Origin of the sequence: Leucobacter viscericola (assembly GCF_011299575.1) — a bacterium.
Classification (GTDB): domain Bacteria; phylum Actinomycetota; class Actinomycetes; order Actinomycetales; family Microbacteriaceae; genus Leucobacter; species Leucobacter viscericola.
Genome location: NZ_CP049863.1, coordinates 89,133 through 105,284, shown reverse-complemented (window position 1 = coordinate 105,284; position 16,152 = coordinate 89,133). Strand labels below are relative to the sequence as shown.

The window sequence follows — 16,152 nt, the reverse complement described above, 5'->3', positions numbered from 1 at the left end:
CTCATTATTCGTTCTCAGCCTTGGCTTCGTCACCGAAGAAGTGTGCCTGGTTCGGGTTGAGGTTGCCCTCAACCTGGCCCTTGTTGCCGGCAGCCTTCAGCGAGTCGATGTAAGCGTCGTACTCGTTCTGCGTAACAACGCGAACCTCAAACAGCATCATCGAGTGGTACTCACCGCAAAGCTCTGCGCACTTACCCATGTAAGTGCCGGTCTTGGTCGGAGTGAAGCTCATGTAGTTGGTCTGACCGGGGATCATGTCCTTCTTATAGAGGAACTCGACCACCCAGAAGGAGTGAATAACATCGCGAGTCTCAAGCTGGATCTCGGTCTTCTTATTCACCGGAAGGTAGAGAACCGGCATGGTTCCCTCTTCAGGGTTGCCCTTCTTGTCGGTCTGCACCTGGACGCCCTGGAAGTAGGCGTCGTCTTTCACGTAGTTGAAGTCCCACGCCCAGCGCTTGCCGAACACCTGCACGACGTTCTCAGGCTTGTCGTAGCGAGCTTCAATCTTGCTCTGCTCCTGTGCGGTGAAGGCGAAGAAGCCCAGCACCAGGATCACGGGAACAACCGTAAAGAAGGTCTCGATCGGCATGTTGTAACGCAGCTGCACAGGAAGCCCGGTCTGGCCCTTGCGGCGGCGGTAAGCGATGGTTGCCCAGAGGATCAAACTCCAGGTAATCACACCCACGGCGAGGAGCACGATCCAAGAGGTAACCCAGAGACCGGTGATACCCGGCGTCAGGTTCGTAGCATCCGTGGATCCTGCGGGAAGAAAGCCCCGCTGCTGCTCTGGAGTGCAACCTGCAAGCAGTAACCCAATTGAGAGTACTGCCGGGGCCGCGACCCATTTCATTCGACGATTGGAACGCACCGCATACCTTTCGAATTGTTTCTCGTCCGCACGTGAAGCGCGCGAAACTGATGACTCCCTGATAGCTTAGCGCGAACCTGAGCGTTCGCCGTACACGTAGAGGGTGTCGTGCGCACTAATTTGCGCAAATACGCGAAAAATTGGCACTAGTGGATCAGCTAAAGCTGTCTCCGCAGGCGCAACTTCCTTCTGCATTGGGGTTATCTATGGTAAAACCCTGCTTTTGGATCGTGTCTTCGAAGTCAATCGTCGCTCCGTTGAGGTACGGGATGCTCATGGCATCCACCACGACCCCGACACCATCAAAATCAACTACGGCATCGTTCTCGAGCTCTCGCTCATCGAAAAAGAGCTGGTAAATCAGGCCAGAGCAGCCACCGGGCTGCACAGCAATGCGCAGGCGGAGGTCGTCTCGCCCCTCTTGCGCCAATAGGCTACGTACCTTGTCGCTCGCGGCGACACTCAGCTTCACTCCGTGGGCCTGATCTGCGGCAGTACCCGTTGTTACAGTGCTCATACGTACTCCTCGCTCACGTGATGATCGTGGGAATTAGTCTACCTCCCACATTCGCGGCTTCTCCATGATTTCGCCAGGTAGTCTGGTAGGCGGTCGATATTGCGTCGACGGAATACTTAACAGCACACAGTGTGCACAGCGAGAGGGATTAGGCGTGGCAAAGAAGGGCGCGGCAGACGCCGCAGAGACCAACGAAGACGTCACAGAGGCGCCTGTCGGCAAGGGTCGCCCCACCCCCTCGCGCAAAGCAGCGCAGGCGGCAAACGCACGACCCATCGTTGGCTCGAAAGACAAAACGATCGCCAAAGAACAGCGCCTCCAGCAGGCGAGCGAGCGCGAGCGCGCACGCATTGGCATGATGAACGGCGAGGAGCGATTCCTCACCGCGCGCGACAGGGGCCCCCAGCGCAGGTTTGTGCGCGATTATGTGGACGCGCGCTGGAACATCGGCGAAATGCTCATTCCGATGATGCTCGTTGTGCTGATCATGACGTTCATCCCCGGCATTGTTCAGATCGTCAGCCTGGTTGTGATCTGGATCTTCGTCGGCCTTGCCGTGCTCGATGCAGTATTCCTTGGTTTCCGTCTCAAGCGGATCCTTGGCAAGAAGTTCGGCGAGGATCGCGTGCAGCCCGGGTTCCGCTGGTACGCGGCGATGCGCGCGTTCCAGTTCCGCATGCTGCGTGCACCGAAGCCGCAGGTCAAGCGCGGCAAGTTCCCGAACTAGCCAGAAAAACTACGCAGTGGCTGGCGCCCGCCACCCCATACGCTGCAGATCGCGGTTAATACGTCGCACCCATAGTGGGCCCTCGTAGATGAACGCCGTGTATCCCTGCACAAGGGTGGCGCCAGCCCGCAGGCGCTCCACAACATCTTCAGCGGTGGACACACCGCCCACCGAGATAATGCAGAACCCCTCGGGCGCAGTCGCAACGATTCGCCGCAGCACCTCCTGCGAACGATCCTTAAGCGGCTCGCCTGAAAGCCCGCCGGCTCCCATGCGCTCAACGTCAGCGTCAGCAGCGGTCAGCCCCTCGCGAGAGACAGTGGTGTTTGTTGCGATGATCCCGTCGAGGCCCAACCTCACAGCGAGCGCAACGATGCCGTCAATCTGCTCGTCACCCATATCGGGAGCGATCTTTACGAGCAGGGGTGTCGTTCCCGAAGCATCCCGCACCGCGGCGAGCAGCGGCTCGAGCGACTCAAGCTCCTGCAGGCCACGAAGGCCCGGTGTGTTCGGCGAGCTCACGTTCACCGCGAGATAGTCAGCGACGGGAGCGAGCCGTTCGGCACTCCACACATAATCTTGTGTGGCGTTTTCAACCTCGGTGACCCGGCTCTTGCCAATGTTCACACCGATGACAGGGCGATTGCGTGAGAGTCGCGCCTTCTCGACCCGCGGCAGCGCGGCAGCGGATCCTCCGTTATTAAATCCCATGCGGTTAATGAGACCGCGATCCCCAATCAGCCTGAACATGCGTGGTTTGGGGTTGCCCGGCTGGGCGTGCCGGGTGAGCGTGCCGACCTCAACATGGCCAAACCCGAGGGCCCCGAGGCCGAGGATCGCGGTGCCATTTTTGTCGAAACCCGCTGCAAGCCCGAAGGGGCTCGGAAAATCAATGCCGAGCGCAGAGACGCGCAGCGAAGGATCCGGCGCACACACCCGTCGCACGACACCGCCGAGCAGCGGAGCCGCCTGAATCACTCGGAAGGCAAGGTGGTGAGCCCGCTCGGGGTCCATCCTCTTGAAAACCAAATTGAACAGGTGTGGGTAGAGTCGCATGCCGAGTTACTCCTTGGTTGAGTCTGGTCGCGCGGCACTCGGGTGGGTGCGCAACTCTGAAATCGCTGATTCGAAGTCCGCAAGCGTGTCGAAGGCCTGGTACACGCTCGCAAAGCGGAGAAACGCAACCTGGTCAAGGTCACGCAGGTGGGGCAGGATCGCAAGGCCGATTTCATTTGCGTCGAACTGGGCAATGCCCGTGGATCGCACCGATTCTTCGACCTGTTGCGCGAGTATCGCGAGATCCGCCTCGGTGACCGGGCGACCCTGGCAGGCCTTACGCACGCCGCTCATAACTTTCTCGCGGCTGAACGGCTCGACCACACCCGAACGCTTGATCACGGTGAGGCTCGCGGTCTCGGTGGTTGTGAAGCGGCGACCACACTCGGGGCACTGCCGGCGGCGCCGAATCGAAAGACCGTCATCTGCCGTGCGTGAATCGATAACGCGGCTGTCGGGGTGCCTGCAGAACGGGCAATACATCAGTGTTCTCCTTGCTCGCGCTGAGCTGACTGTTTGAATCGAGCGGTCACGGCTTCACCGTGCGCGGGCAAGCCCTCGGCCTGGGCAAGCGCGACAAGTAGTTCGCTCGTTTCTGCCAGCGCGGCTCGATCGTAGTGAATGACCTGCTGGGGTCGCAGGAAGGTGTGGGCGCCGAGCCCCGAAGCGAAGCGAGCCGTGCCGCCCGTGGGCAAGACGTGGTTGGAACCGGCGAGGTAGTCCCCCAGACTGACCGGGGTGTAACCGCCCAGGAAGATGGCGCCGGCGTCAAACACGTTCGCGAGTACGGCGGCATCGTCGCGCGTCTGAATCTCGAGGTGTTCGGGCCCATAGGCATTGCTCACCCGCGCCGCGGTTGCGAGGTCATCGACCAGGATCACGGCAGACTGCTGGCCTCCCAGCGCGGTAGCAACACGACTCGCGTGCCGGGTTGTCGGCGCGATGACCTCAAGTTCGCGGGCGACGGCCTCTGCAAAAGCAGCCGAATCCGTCACCAGTACGGAGGCCGCGGCCTCGTCGTGCTCAGCCTGGCTGATCAAATCTGCCGCAACGAAACCGGGATCGGCTGAGTCGTCGGCAATGATCAGGATTTCGGTGGTGCCCGCTTCGGAGTCAATGCCAACGATGCCGTTGACGACCCGCTTAGCCGCGGCGACAAACACGTTCCCCGGCCCGGTGACAACGTCAACGGGGTCAAGCCCGATGGTGGGAACACCGTGCGCAAACGCAGCGATCGCCCCGGCACCACCAATCGCGTACACCTCATCAATGCCGCAGAGCGCAGCAGCCCAGAGCACGGCCGGGTGCGGAAGCCCGCCATTGTCTCGCTGCGCTGGCGAAGCGAGCGCGAGGCTCGGCACCCCTGCGGTCTGCGCCGCAACGGCGTTCATAATGACGGACGAGGGGTAAGCCGCCTTGCCACCGGGTGCGTACAGCCCCACTCGAGACACCGGCTGCCATCGCTGGCGAATCTCGGCGCCGTCGGCGAGACGAGTTACCTGCTCGGCCGGAACCTGTGCCGCTGATCCTTTGCGGAGACGAACGATGAGCTCCCGCAGAGCCGCCTCAACATCGGAGGGGCAGTCGGCGAGAGACGCCGCGACGGCCTCGGCTGGAACGCGCAGCGCGTGATCCTCGACCCCGTCAAATTTCAGCGCCTGCTCACGCAATGCCGCCTCGCCACGCTCGGCAACATCGGCGACGAGGGGTCGCACCTGTTCAACGGCGGTCTCGGCGCTCAGTGCAGCCCGCGGCACGAGGCTCAGCAGTTCGGCCCGAGAGAGGCTCTGGCCTCTCAGATCGATAGTTCGCATCACTGAGCCAGTCTACCGGTCTGCCACGGACAGCATGGGGGAGAGCATCCCCATCCAGACAAGTTCGCGCGCGCTCGCAATGAGCGCTTCTTCGGCCGCGGACGCGTCAACTTCGAGGAGTGTCGCGAGGGCGTCGGCGATTTGCCCGAGAGTGAGGTCGCCGTCACAGGCTCCCACCGCGGCGGCGAGCAGAGGATCAGCGGTCACGCGACGGGCGGTTCCACGTCCGGTAACGAGAGTGATCGCTCTCGGGGATTCCTCTCCCGGCTGATGCTCGCGCTCTTCGGTCACTCCCGAGTCAAGCAGCCAGCGGGTTTCAAGCAGCTGCGCATCGCTCATCTGGGCGGCACGGATCGCGGCTTCAAATGCAGACTGGAGCGCCTCACCGGCGTCGGGCGAGAAGGATCCTCCGGCGCGTTCGACATGGATCGGCGCGGAGTGTGAGAGGGCAGAGTGTGAGGGGGCAGAGTGTGAGGGGGCGGAGTGTGAGGGGGCCGCGCCTAGACGCTGCAGTCTGATCGATCCCAGTCCAATCGCCACAACGTTACGCGCCGCAAAATCGTCAAGCCACCCGGTCATCAGCGTGTCGAATGCTTCGGAGCCCGGCCGTGCCCCACCGTCACGCGCCCAAGTTTCGGCGTACTGCGCGGGTTCGACGCGGTCGCGCTCGATCACCCAGGCAGCGACCTGCTCGGCGCGATCCTGAGGCCCTGCGATCCACTCTTGCACTCGTTCGAGCCCGTCAACGCCCCACGGGCACTCCCAGTTTGCGAGGCACAGCAGGGTGCCGCCGGTTGTGAGGTGCGCTGGGGCGTCACGAACCACGCCCGCTACGAGGTCGTCACCGCGCATGCCGCCATCACGGTATTCGTAGCGCTCGGAGTTTTCCTCGTCTTCGCTCTGCGGGGTGATGACAAAGGGTGGGTTCGAGAGGATCAGGTCGAATTGCTCATTCGCGACCGGCTCAAACAGGCTGCCCTGACGAAACTCGATGCGATCCTGCAGGCCGTTCAGGGTCGCGTTCGCGCGGGCGAGCATGAGCGCGCGCTCGGAGATGTCGGTCGCGACGATCTTCGCACCTGGTGCGTCCGCGAGCTCGCGGGCGAGGTGGAGCGCCACGATGCCGCAGCCGGTGCCGAGGTCTAGAGCGGAGTCCAAAGCGGAGTCGAGGGCGGATCCGGCTACGCTCGGGGGCGCCTGCGCGATCAGCGAGCGAGTCGCTCCCCCGACGCCCATCACGTGGTCTGGGCGTGCGGGTCCGCGGCGCAGCTGATCGTCGAGGTCGGAGATGATCCACCAGTCGGATGCCCCGCTTGCCGCTTCGAGCGCAACCGGGTTCAGCGACAGGGCGGCGCGAAAATACTGCGACTGGGGATCCTGAGCCACCAAGCCCAGGTGCTCGGCGCCAGCGCACCCGAGTTTCGGCAGGGCAGCGTCGAGCTCATTCGCAGCGACAGCTTCGCCGAGCAGAAAAACTCGAACGAGTACTGAAAGTGGCGACGAGTTGCGCGCGGCGAGCACCCGTCTCGCCGGAGCGAACACCCCGCGCTGCCGCGCACCATCGGCCGTTGCGCTCAGCAGTGCAGAGACCGAAGCGGTGTTGTAATCGGCGGCGGTTAGATCCGCGCGCAGGCGGTCGATGAGTTCAAGATCCACCCCACTAGCGTAGGGCGTTCGCCACCGCAGCGCTTCTAGTAGGCAACCGTAAAGCGGGCGCGGTGGTGACGCGGGGTCTCGAGCTCATCGGTGATGGCCAGTCCGAAGTCTGCGCCGCCAATCGCGGACTTGCCGTTCGCGTCCTTCAGCAGCACGTCGCCGCCAACGCGGTACTCACCGGTGTACTCGCCAGCTACCCACGGGCCAAAGTCACCAGCCGGGCTGACGAAGAACCAGTCGAGGCCCTCGGGCATCGCGCGCAGGTCTTCAAGCACCGCACCCATCTCTTGCGCCTCGGGCTTAAACTCGTCGCCAAACTCGGGGGTGTCGACCAGACGCGGGCCTCCCTCGGACACGAGCAGAGATCCCGCACCGCCGATAACACCGAGGCGCACACCGGCAGCAGCGGCTTCAGCGGCGAACTCTGCGATGAGCGGCCGAACCTTGCCCGCCATATCGCCACGAGGGGCAATCGCAATGACAACAGCATCGGCGCCGTCGAGGATCCGGGCACGGTCAGCGGGCTCGGCGATGGATCCCGTCTCGTACTTCACTCCGGCAATCTGCTGTGCGGCTTCCTTGCGGCTAAAGCTGCGAACGTTGAGGCCGCGAACGGCTGCGGCCTCCGCGATGTGTGACCCCGCGTAGCCACTTCCGCCGATAATGCTCACGTTGGTTGTCACAGATTCAGGCGTCACAGATTCAGTCATCGCTGGTTCCTCACTTCTCGGGGGTCGCTGGGTCACGGCCCGACACTGACAGCAACCGGTGTCGGGCGCGCGCTATTCCCAACGATCCGAGATTACGCGAACGCCCTGGCGTCAGCGGTAACGGGCGACGGCAGTACCGTCTCCCCCGTGAGATACGCGTCGACCGAGGCCGCGGCGGCGCGCCCCTCGGCGATCGCCCACACGATGAGCGACTGCCCGCGGCCGGCATCACCAGCAACAAACACTCCGGGTAGGTCGGTCGAGTAGTCACGCTCGCGCTCGAAGGCACCGCGCGACCCAACCGGCAGCACAAACGCGGACTCTTCGATCTGCTCGGGCCCGGTGAATCCCATCGCAATGAGCACCAGATCGGCTTTGATGAGCCGTTCGGTGCCGGGGGTCGGCTCGCGGCGGCCATCAACGAAGCCGGTCTCGGCGACACGCAAGCCGCGCACCTCACCAGACTCCCCCGCCACAAACTCAACCGTCGAGGCGAGATAACTGCGCTCGCCACCCTCCTCGTGAGAACTCGACACCTCAAACAGCGTCGGGTGCACGGGCCACGGCTGATGCTCCGCCCGCTCGACACCCGGCTGCCGCCCGATCGCGAGGCTCGTAACCGACTTCGCGCCCTGCCGGTGCGCGGTACCGACACAGTCGGAGCCGGTGTCGCCGCCCCCGATCACGATGACGTGTTTGCCAGCAGCGTCAAACGGAGTTGACTCTGCCGCGCCCGACTGCACCAGGTTCGCGGCAACGAGGTAGTCCATCGCGGGCATCACACCCGCGAGGTCGCGACCCGGCAGCGGCAGTTCGCGCGGGATCGTCGCGCCCGTCGCAACAACCACCGCGTCGAAGCGGCGCCGCAGCTCTGCCCAGCTCATGTCTCGCCCGGCCTCGCTGCCACCGATCTCAACACCGCAACGGAAGCGTGTGCCCTCGGCGCGCAGCTGCTCGACGCGGCGCGCAACGAGCTCTTTTTCCAGTTTGAAGTCGGGAATGCCGTAACGCAGCAGTCCACCCGGCTCAGCGTCGCGTTCGTAAACGGCTACAGTGTGGCCCGCGCGCGTGAGCTGCTGCGCCGCGGCGAGACCGGCCGGCCCCGATCCAACCACCGCGACCGTCTTACCGGTGAGGCGAGACGGCGGCTGCGGCTGCACCCAGCCGTTGGCGAAAGCCTGATCGATGATGCTGTTTTCGATCTGCTTAATGGTGACCGCGGGCTGGTTGATGCCGAGCACACACGCCGACTCGCAGGGAGCCGGGCACGCACGACCGGTGAACTCCGGGAAGTTATTGGTCTCGTGCAGCCGCTCGATCGCGTCGCGCTCGCGACCGCGATAGGTGAGGTCGTTCCACTCCGGGATCAGGTTGCCGAGTGGGCAGCCCTGGTGACAGAACGCAACACCGCAGTCCATGCAGCGCGAGGCTTGTCGGGCAACAACGGTCGGATCCGCCGGATCCACGACGTCACGCCAGTCCTGCAGCCGCAGAGCAACCGGCCGTTTCGGGGCAAGCTCGCGCTCGCGCACCTTCAAAAATCCGCGCGCATCAGCCATGGGTCGCCTCCAAAATCTCAGTCCAAACCTGATCGCCGTCGGGGTCGGCGCCGCGCTCGTTCGCGCGCACCCGAATGTCGAGCACCCGCGAGTAGTCACGCGGAATCAGCCGCGTGAAGCGAGCAAATGCGCGCTCGGGATCGGCCTCGATCTCAGCCAAGAGCCCCGCCGCCAGCTGGGAGTCGGTCTGCTCGCTGTGCCGCTGCAGCAGCCCGACGACCTTCTCGCGCAGCGCGCTCTGTTCGAGCGCCGGCAGTTTGCCGGTGAGCGACTGTAGCGTCAGCGATCCCGAACCGACCTCGGCCGCGTTGATGTTCGCGGGGTCGAGGTCGAGCAGCACCGCCTCGCCACCCGACATTCCAGCGCCGATGTTGCGGCCGGTGGGGCCCAGGATCAACGCAAAACCACCCGTGAAGTACTCGAGCGCGTGATCGCCGGTGCCCTCGACCACTGCTGTCGCGCCGGAGCCACGCACCAGGAAGCGCTCGCCGACCACCCCCGCGATCCAGAGCGAACCGCTCGTGGCACCGTAGCCGATCACGTTGCCCGCGATCACGTTGCCCGCTGAGCCGTGGCCCGCGCGCGGGTCGGGCCGCACCACAATCTCGCCACCCGAGAGGCCTTTGCCGACATAGTCGTTGGCATCGCCGATGAGGCGCAGCGTGAGGCCCGGCGGAATGAACGCGCCGAGCGACTGGCCGGCCGAGCCAGTCAGGGTGACGTCAACCGTGCCGGGAGCGAGGCCCTCGGAACCGAAGCGCTTGGTGATCTCGTGCCCGAGCATGGTGCCGACCGCGCGGTCGATGTTGCGGATTGGCAGCTGAGCGAACACCGGATCGCGGCGCTCCAGGGCATCCGCGGCCATCGACAGCAGTTGCTGGTCGAAGTGGGTAGCCAGCTCGTGGTCTTGCTCTTGACCGTGGCGACGCGGTTCGCTGTTGTTAAACACCGGGCCGCGCAGGATCGGCGTGAGATCCAGGCCCTCGGCTTTCCAGTGCCGAATCGCGTCGTCGATATCGAGGGCTTTCGTGTCGCCGACGGCTTCTTCGATTGAGCGGTACCCAAGCTCGGCGAGCAGTTCGCGCACCTCTTCAGCAATAAAGCGGAAGAAGTTGATGACGTGCTCGGCCTGGCCGGTGTAGCGCTCGCGCAGTTCGGGGTTCTGGGTCGCGACACCAACCGGGCATGTGTCGAGGTGGCAGACGCGCATCATGATGCAGCCGGAGACGACCAGCGGGGCCGTCGCGAAGCCAAACTCTTCCGCACCGAGCAGCATGGCGATCACCACGTCGCGGCCCGTCTTGAGCTGGCCGTCGACCTGCAGCACGACGCGCTCGCGCAAGCCGTTCAGCATGAGTGTCTGCTGCGCCTCGGCGAGGCCGAGCTCCCAGGGTGAACCCGCGTGCTTCAGCGAGTTCATGGGGCTCGCGCCCGTGCCACCGTCGTGGCCGGAGACCAGGATGACGTCGGAGAGCGCCTTGGCAACTCCCGCGGCGACGGGGCCGATCCCACTCTGCGCGACGAGCTTGGTGCTGATGCGCGCGCTCGGGTTGGCGCGTTTGAGGTCGAAGATGAGCTGCTTTAGATCTTCAATTGAGTAGATGTCGTGGTGCGGCGGCGGCGAGATGAGTCCAACCCCGGGGGTCGCGTGGCGGGTGCGCGCGATCCACGGGTACATCTTTGCCGGGGGCAGCTGGCCTCCCTCGCCCGGCTTTGCACCCTGCGCGAGTTTGATCTGGATCTCGTCGGCGTGCGTCAGGTACATGCTCGTCACGCCGAAGCGGCCCGAGGCGACCTGTTTGATCGCGCTGCGCCGCTCGGGATCGAGCAAGCGCTCCTCTTCTTCGCCACCCTCGCCGGTGTTCGACTTGCCGCCGAGGCGGTTCATGGCGATCGCGAGCGTCTGGTGGGCTTCGAGGGAGATGGAGCCGTAGCTCATGGCACCCGTGGCGAAGCGCTTCACGATGGTGTCCACCGGCTCGACCTCGTCGAGCGGCACCGGTGGCCGCTGCGGGGCAAACTTCATGAGGCCACGCAGGGTCATGAGGCGCTCTTGTTGTTCATTGACCCGCGCGGTGTATTCGGTGAAGATCTCACGGCGCGCGGTGCGAGTGGCGTGCTGCAGTTTGTAGATCGTCTCGGGATCGAAGAGGTGGGGTTCCTCGCCGCGGCGCCAGCGATACTCACCGCCGGTTTCGAGGCGCTTGTGCGCGAGGGTCGCGGGATCGTCGGGGTAGGCAGCGCGGTGCCTAGCGGCGACCTCGGTCGCGATCACGTCGAGGCCCACACCGCCGAGCCGCGAGGTCGTGCCGGTGAAGTAGCGGTCCACCACGTCTTGCGCGAGCCCGATCGTTTCGAAGGTCTGGGCGCCGCAGTACGAGGCAACGGTCGAGATGCCCATCTTGCTCATTACCTTGAGCATGCCCTTACCAAGTGCCTTGATCAGTTTTGCGACGGCTTCGTCGGCGGTGACGCCCGTGATCGAGCCGTCGCGCACGAGCAGCTCCGCGGTTTCCATCGCCAGGTACGGGTTCACCGCGGCTGCGCCGTACCCGATGAGAGCGGCGACGTGGTGCACCTCGCGCACATCGCCCGCCTCCGCGATGAGGGCGACCTGCATACGCTGGCCCTCACGAATCAGGTGGTGGTGCACGGCCGAGATGGCCAACAGCGATGGCACGGGCGCAAGATCCTTGTTGGAATCGCGATCCGACAGGATCACAAATTCGGCACCCGCCTCGATGGCGGCGCTTGCTTCCCAGCACATGGCCTCAAGGCGATCGGCGAGCCCCTTAGCGGCAAAATCGACCGGGTACAGCCCCCGAATGGTCACGGCGCGCTCGCGCTCGGGATCCTCACCGAAGTGCTGAATTCGAGCCAGGGCATCGTTGTTGATGACGGGAAAGTCGAGGATCACCTGGCGAGCGTGGTCCGCCGACGCCGTGAGCAGGTTCGCCTGCGGTCCGATGCCCGTGAGCAGGCTCGTAACGAGCTCTTCACGCAGTGCATCGAGCGGTGGGTTCGTCACCTGCGCAAACTGCTGCACAAAGTAATCGAAGACGAGCCGTGGCCTGTCAGAGAGCACCGCGATCGGGGTGTCGGTGCCCATCGCCGCGAGCGGTTCGATGCCGTCGCGCGCCATCGGGGTGATGAGCAGGCGCAGCTCCTCTTCTGTGTAGCCGAAGGTGCGCTGGCGGCGGCTCGTTGACGCGGGCGGGTGCACCAGGTGCTCGCGCTCGGGTAGATCGCTCAGCCGGATCCTGCCCTCGCGCAGCCAGTCCCCCCAGGGGGCGAGCTGCGACAGCTCGTGCTTGACCGCTTCGTCGTCGCGCACTGTGCCGGTCGCGAGATCAACCGCGAGCATGCGCCCCGGCTGCAGGCGGCCACGCTGCGTCACACGCTCGGGCGCGATGTCGAGCACACCCGTTTCGCTCGCGATGACCATGAGGCCGTCTGCGGTGGTGAGATAGCGACCGGGGCGGAGGCCGTTGCGATCGAGGAGCGCAACGAGTTCGTTACCATCGGTGGCGATCATCGCGGCCGGGCCGTCCCACGGCTCCATGACCAACGAGTGGTACTCGAGAAAGTCGACGAGTTCGGGATGCAAGCCCGTTTCTGATTCCCACGCCTCCGGCACCATCATCGCGAGCGCGTGCGGCAGCGAACGACCGGCCATCACCAAGAGCTCAAGCACCTCATCGAAGCTCGCGGAGTCGCTGCCGCCCTCTGAACAAATGGGCTGCAGCGGGCGCAGATCCCCAAGCACCTCGGATTCAAGCTGGGCCTCGCGGGCGCGCATCCAGTTGCGGTTGCCGCGTACGGTGTTGATCTCGCCGTTGTGCGCGACCAGACGCAGCGGTTGCGCCAGGTGCCACGACGGGAAGGTGTTGGTCGAGTAGCGCGAGTGCACGATCGCGAAGCGCGAGGTGAAGCGCTCGTCGGAAAGTTCTTCGTAGAACCCGGGCAGCTGCAGTGTTGTGACCATGCCCTTGTACACGATGGTGCGGGCCGAGAGCGACGGCAGATAGCAGCCGGTCTCGTGCTGGACGCGCTTGCGGGTGCGGTAGGCGCGGCGTTCGAGCTGAACCGAGGTGATCTGGGCAGCTTCGATCGGATCGCTGCCGCGCGGCGCAAGAACCACCTGTTCGATGACGGGGCTCGCGGCCCGTGCGCTTTCGCCAAGCACTTCCGGCCGCACAGCCACGGGTCGCCAGGCAAGCACCTCAAGACCCTCTTCAGAGGCGATTGCGGCGATGCGATACTTTACGGCTTTTCGCTCGGTTGAGGCCTGGGGTAGGAAGACAAGGCCCGCGGCGTAGTTTCCGGGTGCCGGCAGCTTCAGCCTGGGCTGTTGCGCGTGGAGTTCTTCTCGAATGAGCTGATCCGGGAGGTCACTCAGGATCCCGGCGCCGTCTCCCGTTCCAGCGTCTGAGCCGACCGCGCCGCGGTGCTCGAGGTTTTCGAGAGCTTCAAGAGCGAGCGCAATAATTTCGTGTGAGGGCTCGCCCTTGAGTGACACAACAGAGGCAAGACCGCAGGCGTCTTTTTCATTCGCCGGATCGTAGAGACCTACGGCGTTTGGGAAATCAGGGTTGCTGTTTCGGCTCGATTGATGCTCGCTCATCGACGCCCTTTCTCTCGACGGGACGTCGGTGGCCCCCGCTCAGGGCCTTGAGTTTACCACTCGTTTATTCGGTGGAAATAATCGATAGCTAGGCTTTATGCAGAGAATGTGGCGAATTCGGGAGCCGGTTCGAAGATTCTGCGGCAAAGGCATTCTTTAACCGCAGGCCACCGGCTCCCGAAACAAGCCTGAAACAATCAGTTTGCAGAGCTGAAACCAGTCTTGTCGACTAGCCCTCGCCACCAAAACTCGAGGTATCACCAATCAGGCGAGTGTTGTCGGCGGGCACCGGCTCAACGGCCGCGCGCGCGACCTCAGCCGCGAACTCAGACACGTTGTAGAGCTTTCCGGCAGACTCGCGGCGCTCCGCGATCGCACCCGGGTTCGCGCGCTCAAGCAGCGTCGCGGTAACGGTGCCCTCGATCATGTCGCCAGACACCACCACAAACTCAATGCCACGCTCGGCAAGCTCGGGGATCCTCTCCCGCAGCGCATCTTCGCCGGCCCGCTTCGAGCGAGCAACGGGCTCATACTCGGGCATGGTCGGGGTGGTGCGAATGAAGTGCGCCTGGTGGCTCGTCACAAAGACCACCCGCGCGCCTTCGGCGAGCAGCGGCAGGGCCGCATCGAGCACCGCGAGCTGAGCGTCGCGATTGAGCTTCAGCGCATAGTCCTCCCCCATGCCACTTTCCATACCGCCGGAAGCGTTCAGCACCAGAATGTCGAGACCGCCAAACTCCTCGCGAATGGCAGCCATCATCGCTTCGAGAGACTCGGGGTCGGTCAGGTCAGCACCCTGCACGAGCGCCCGAACACCAAGCTCCCGCAACTGCGCAGCAAGTTTCTCGGCACGCGGCGCCTTGTTGCGGAAGTTCACAACAACATCGGCGCCTGCCTCAGCAAACATACGTACGGTATCGGCGCCAATTCCGCGCGACGAACCGGTAACGAGGGCCCGGCGGCCTGCGAGGCTACCTGATTCGAGTGTCTGAGTCACAAATGCTCCTATTGGTATTGAGGTTCAGTGCTCTAAGCGTAGTAGACGGAACATGCGCCATACGCGAGCGCGCCGATCACTTTCGAATCGGGTGGTGTCACAATTTCACTCGAGTGACTTGCGGTGACACCACAATGGTGTCATGATGATGTCATGGAACTTGAACAGTACGTCAGAAACATCCAGCAACAGCTGGAAACCGCGGCCGAGGCGGGTGGAGAAGAGGCCAGGATCGTGGCCGAACGACTCCTTGCCCCTTTGGAGTCAAGCGTGCGACTCGCACTCCTTGAAGCCCTGAGCGATGCAGCAAGTGAGATTACGCTTGAGCTCTCTCCCGGCTCCGTGGAGGTTCGTCTGCGCGGCAGCGATCCCGAGTTTGTGGTGTCAGCAGCCGAATCGACCGCTTCAGAGAACAACGAGCGCGACGACTCGGAAGGTGATCCCGAGCCGACTCACGCTCCTGAATTTGCAGCGACCGAACCCGACGACGGCGCGACCTCACGCACAACCCTCCGTCTCCCGGACCACCTCAAGACCCAGGTCGACGAGGCCGCGGCCCGGCAGGGCATTTCCGTGAACGCCTGGCTCGTTCAAGCGGTCGCCGCAGCAATTCACGCACCCCGTGTTCGCCAGGAACACCGGAGTGCACAATCACGCAAGAGCTTTAAAGGATGGGCACAGTCATGAACACGTTTGCAACCCCGAACCCAATCACCGCGATGATCGACATGTCGACGCGCTCCAACATTCTGGTCGTCGCCGAGGATCGCCAAGACACCACGGTTGAAATTGTGCCCAGGTCATTTCGACGAGGTGCAGACCAGCGAATGATGGATCAGATGACGGTCGATTTCTCGAACGGTCTCCTCCAGGTGATCCTCAAGCCCGCCCACCTGTATAACTGGTTCGATTTTGGGGCCGCGGTGGATGTCACCGTCAGAATGCCAAGTGGTAGCAACCTCACCGCAAGCTCCGGCATGGGAAACCTGCGCTGCGAGGGTGACTTCGACGCCGCCGAGCTGCGATCAGGCAAGGGTGAGATCAGGATCGACCGCTGCACCAGCCTGCGCTCACGCACCGGTCACGGAGACACGTACATCGGTCAGGTAACTGGGGCCGTCGACGTTTCTACTGGCAACGGGACGCTTCGCGTCGGCAGCCTCGCCGGAGACGGCGTCGTGAAGACGGCAAACGGTGACGTGTATGTATCCGAGGTTTCCGGGCGAGTTCGCCTGAAGAGTGCACACGGCAACATGATGGTGAGCCAATCGTCTGGTGAGCTGGAATTGAAGTCTTCAAACGGAAACCTGCGCGTAGAAGACGCGCTTCGGGGTTCGGTCTCCCTGCGAACCGCCAACGGGGCACTCGCCGTGGGGGTGCACGAGGGAACCGCTGCCTGGCTCGACCTCAACTCGTCCAGCGGTCGGGTGCGCAACGAGCTTGGCGAGGCGAGCGGCCCGGGCGAGGCACGGGCAACGGTAGAGGTAACGGCGCGCACGAGCCACGGCGACATTACAATCCGCCGATCCACCCCGATCGCCGCCTAGCTGGGAAAGACCGGGCTCTTTATCAGAACTCTCTCACCGTTGGAAGGGTACCAACGATCACTTCAAGAGAGTAC

General features: G+C 63.9%; 13 protein-coding genes. 3 read left to right on the top strand and 10 right to left on the bottom strand.

Annotation, left to right across the window (positions count from 1 at the left end):
- Positions 1–4: 4 nt before the first annotated feature.
- Both ctaC and erpA read right to left on the bottom strand, forming a co-directional pair.
- Positions 5–853, bottom strand: a complete 849-nt coding sequence (ctaC, locus tag G7068_RS00525; RefSeq protein WP_205881319.1) for an aa3-type cytochrome oxidase subunit II — start codon at positions 851–853, stop codon at positions 5–7.
- Positions 854–1,025: 172 nt separating this feature from the next.
- Positions 1,026–1,388, bottom strand: coding sequence for an iron-sulfur cluster insertion protein ErpA (gene erpA, locus G7068_RS00520; protein ID WP_166287382.1), 363 nt, complete (start codon positions 1,386–1,388; stop codon positions 1,026–1,028).
- 154 nt (positions 1,389–1,542) lie between these two features.
- On the opposite strand from erpA, the gene G7068_RS00515 reads away from it, so the two are divergent.
- On the top strand, positions 1,543–2,115 hold the full coding sequence (locus tag G7068_RS00515; protein ID WP_166287379.1) for a DUF3043 domain-containing protein: 573 nt from the start codon (positions 1,543–1,545) through the stop codon (positions 2,113–2,115).
- Positions 2,116–2,124: 9 nt separating this feature from the next.
- Here G7068_RS00515 and G7068_RS00510 read toward each other — a convergent pair whose 3' ends face one another.
- The 8 genes from G7068_RS00510 to G7068_RS00475 all read right to left on the bottom strand — a co-directional run bounded on the left by G7068_RS00510 (position 2,125) and on the right by G7068_RS00475 (position 14,531).
- Complete coding sequence (locus tag G7068_RS00510; protein WP_166287377.1) at positions 2,125–3,171, bottom strand: quinone-dependent dihydroorotate dehydrogenase; 1,047 nt, start codon at positions 3,169–3,171, stop codon at positions 2,125–2,127.
- Between the two features lie 6 nt (positions 3,172–3,177).
- Entirely contained in the window at positions 3,178–3,654 is a 477-nt protein-coding gene (nrdR, locus tag G7068_RS00505; protein WP_166287374.1) for a transcriptional regulator NrdR, read from the bottom strand.
- A complete protein-coding gene (gene hisD / locus G7068_RS00500) occupies positions 3,654–4,985 on the bottom strand; it encodes a histidinol dehydrogenase (RefSeq protein ID WP_166292912.1) in 1,332 nt (443 codons plus the stop codon). Before hisD ends, nrdR begins: the two co-directional genes overlap by 1 nt.
- Before the next feature lie 12 nt (positions 4,986–4,997).
- A complete protein-coding gene (locus tag G7068_RS00495; RefSeq protein ID WP_166287371.1) occupies positions 4,998–6,641 on the bottom strand; it encodes a DUF7059 domain-containing protein in 1,644 nt (547 codons plus the stop codon).
- Positions 6,642–6,676: 35 nt separating this feature from the next.
- Complete coding sequence (locus G7068_RS00490; protein ID WP_166287368.1) at positions 6,677–7,351, bottom strand: NAD(P)-dependent oxidoreductase; 675 nt, start codon at positions 7,349–7,351, stop codon at positions 6,677–6,679.
- Positions 7,352–7,443: 92 nt separating this feature from the next.
- Positions 7,444–8,910 (bottom strand): glutamate synthase subunit beta, encoded by a 1,467-nt coding sequence (locus G7068_RS00485; RefSeq protein ID WP_166287365.1) that lies wholly within the window; start codon positions 8,908–8,910, stop codon positions 7,444–7,446.
- Positions 8,903–13,534 (bottom strand): glutamate synthase large subunit, encoded by a 4,632-nt coding sequence (gene gltB, locus G7068_RS00480; RefSeq protein ID WP_166287362.1) that lies wholly within the window; start codon positions 13,532–13,534, stop codon positions 8,903–8,905. Before gltB ends, G7068_RS00485 begins: the two co-directional genes overlap by 8 nt.
- 229 nt (positions 13,535–13,763) lie before the next feature.
- Complete coding sequence (locus G7068_RS00475; RefSeq protein ID WP_166287359.1) at positions 13,764–14,531, bottom strand: SDR family oxidoreductase; 768 nt, start codon at positions 14,529–14,531, stop codon at positions 13,764–13,766.
- Between the two features lie 153 nt (positions 14,532–14,684).
- Here G7068_RS00475 and G7068_RS00470 point away from each other — a divergent pair, with 153 nt between their 5' ends.
- Both G7068_RS00470 and G7068_RS00465 read left to right on the top strand, forming a co-directional pair.
- Positions 14,685–15,218 carry a YlcI/YnfO family protein gene (locus tag G7068_RS00470; RefSeq protein ID WP_166287356.1) on the top strand — a complete coding sequence of 178 codons (534 nt, stop codon included), beginning with the start codon at positions 14,685–14,687 and terminating at the stop codon, positions 15,216–15,218.
- Positions 15,215–16,078: a DUF4097 family beta strand repeat-containing protein gene (locus G7068_RS00465; protein ID WP_166287353.1), complete on the top strand. Its 864-nt coding sequence runs from the start codon at positions 15,215–15,217 to the stop codon at positions 16,076–16,078. The genes G7068_RS00470 and G7068_RS00465 overlap by 4 nt, the downstream gene beginning before the upstream one ends.
- The last annotated feature ends 74 nt before the right edge of the window (positions 16,079–16,152 follow it).

Coding starts and splice junctions, on each gene's coding strand:
- ctaC (WP_205881319.1), bottom strand. CDS start 853: ATGAAATGGGTCGCGGCCCCGGCAGTACTCTCAATTGGGTTACTGCTT.
- G7068_RS00470 (WP_166287356.1), top strand. CDS start 14,685: ATGGAACTTGAACAGTACGTCAGAAACATCCAGCAACAGCTGGAAACC.
- G7068_RS00510 (WP_166287377.1), bottom strand. CDS start 3,171: ATGCGACTCTACCCACACCTGTTCAATTTGGTTTTCAAGAGGATGGAC.
- nrdR (WP_166287374.1), bottom strand. CDS start 3,654: ATGTATTGCCCGTTCTGCAGGCACCCCGACAGCCGCGTTATCGATTCA.
- G7068_RS00465 (WP_166287353.1), top strand. CDS start 15,215: ATGAACACGTTTGCAACCCCGAACCCAATCACCGCGATGATCGACATG.
- G7068_RS00485 (WP_166287365.1), bottom strand. CDS start 8,910: ATGGCTGATGCGCGCGGATTTTTGAAGGTGCGCGAGCGCGAGCTTGCC.
- G7068_RS00490 (WP_166287368.1), bottom strand. CDS start 7,351: ATGACTGAATCTGTGACGCCTGAATCTGTGACAACCAACGTGAGCATT.
- hisD (WP_166292912.1), bottom strand. CDS start 4,985: ATGCGAACTATCGATCTGAGAGGCCAGAGCCTCTCTCGGGCCGAACTG.
- gltB (WP_166287362.1), bottom strand. CDS start 13,534: ATGAGCGAGCATCAATCGAGCCGAAACAGCAACCCTGATTTCCCAAAC.
- erpA (WP_166287382.1), bottom strand. CDS start 1,388: ATGAGCACTGTAACAACGGGTACTGCCGCAGATCAGGCCCACGGAGTG.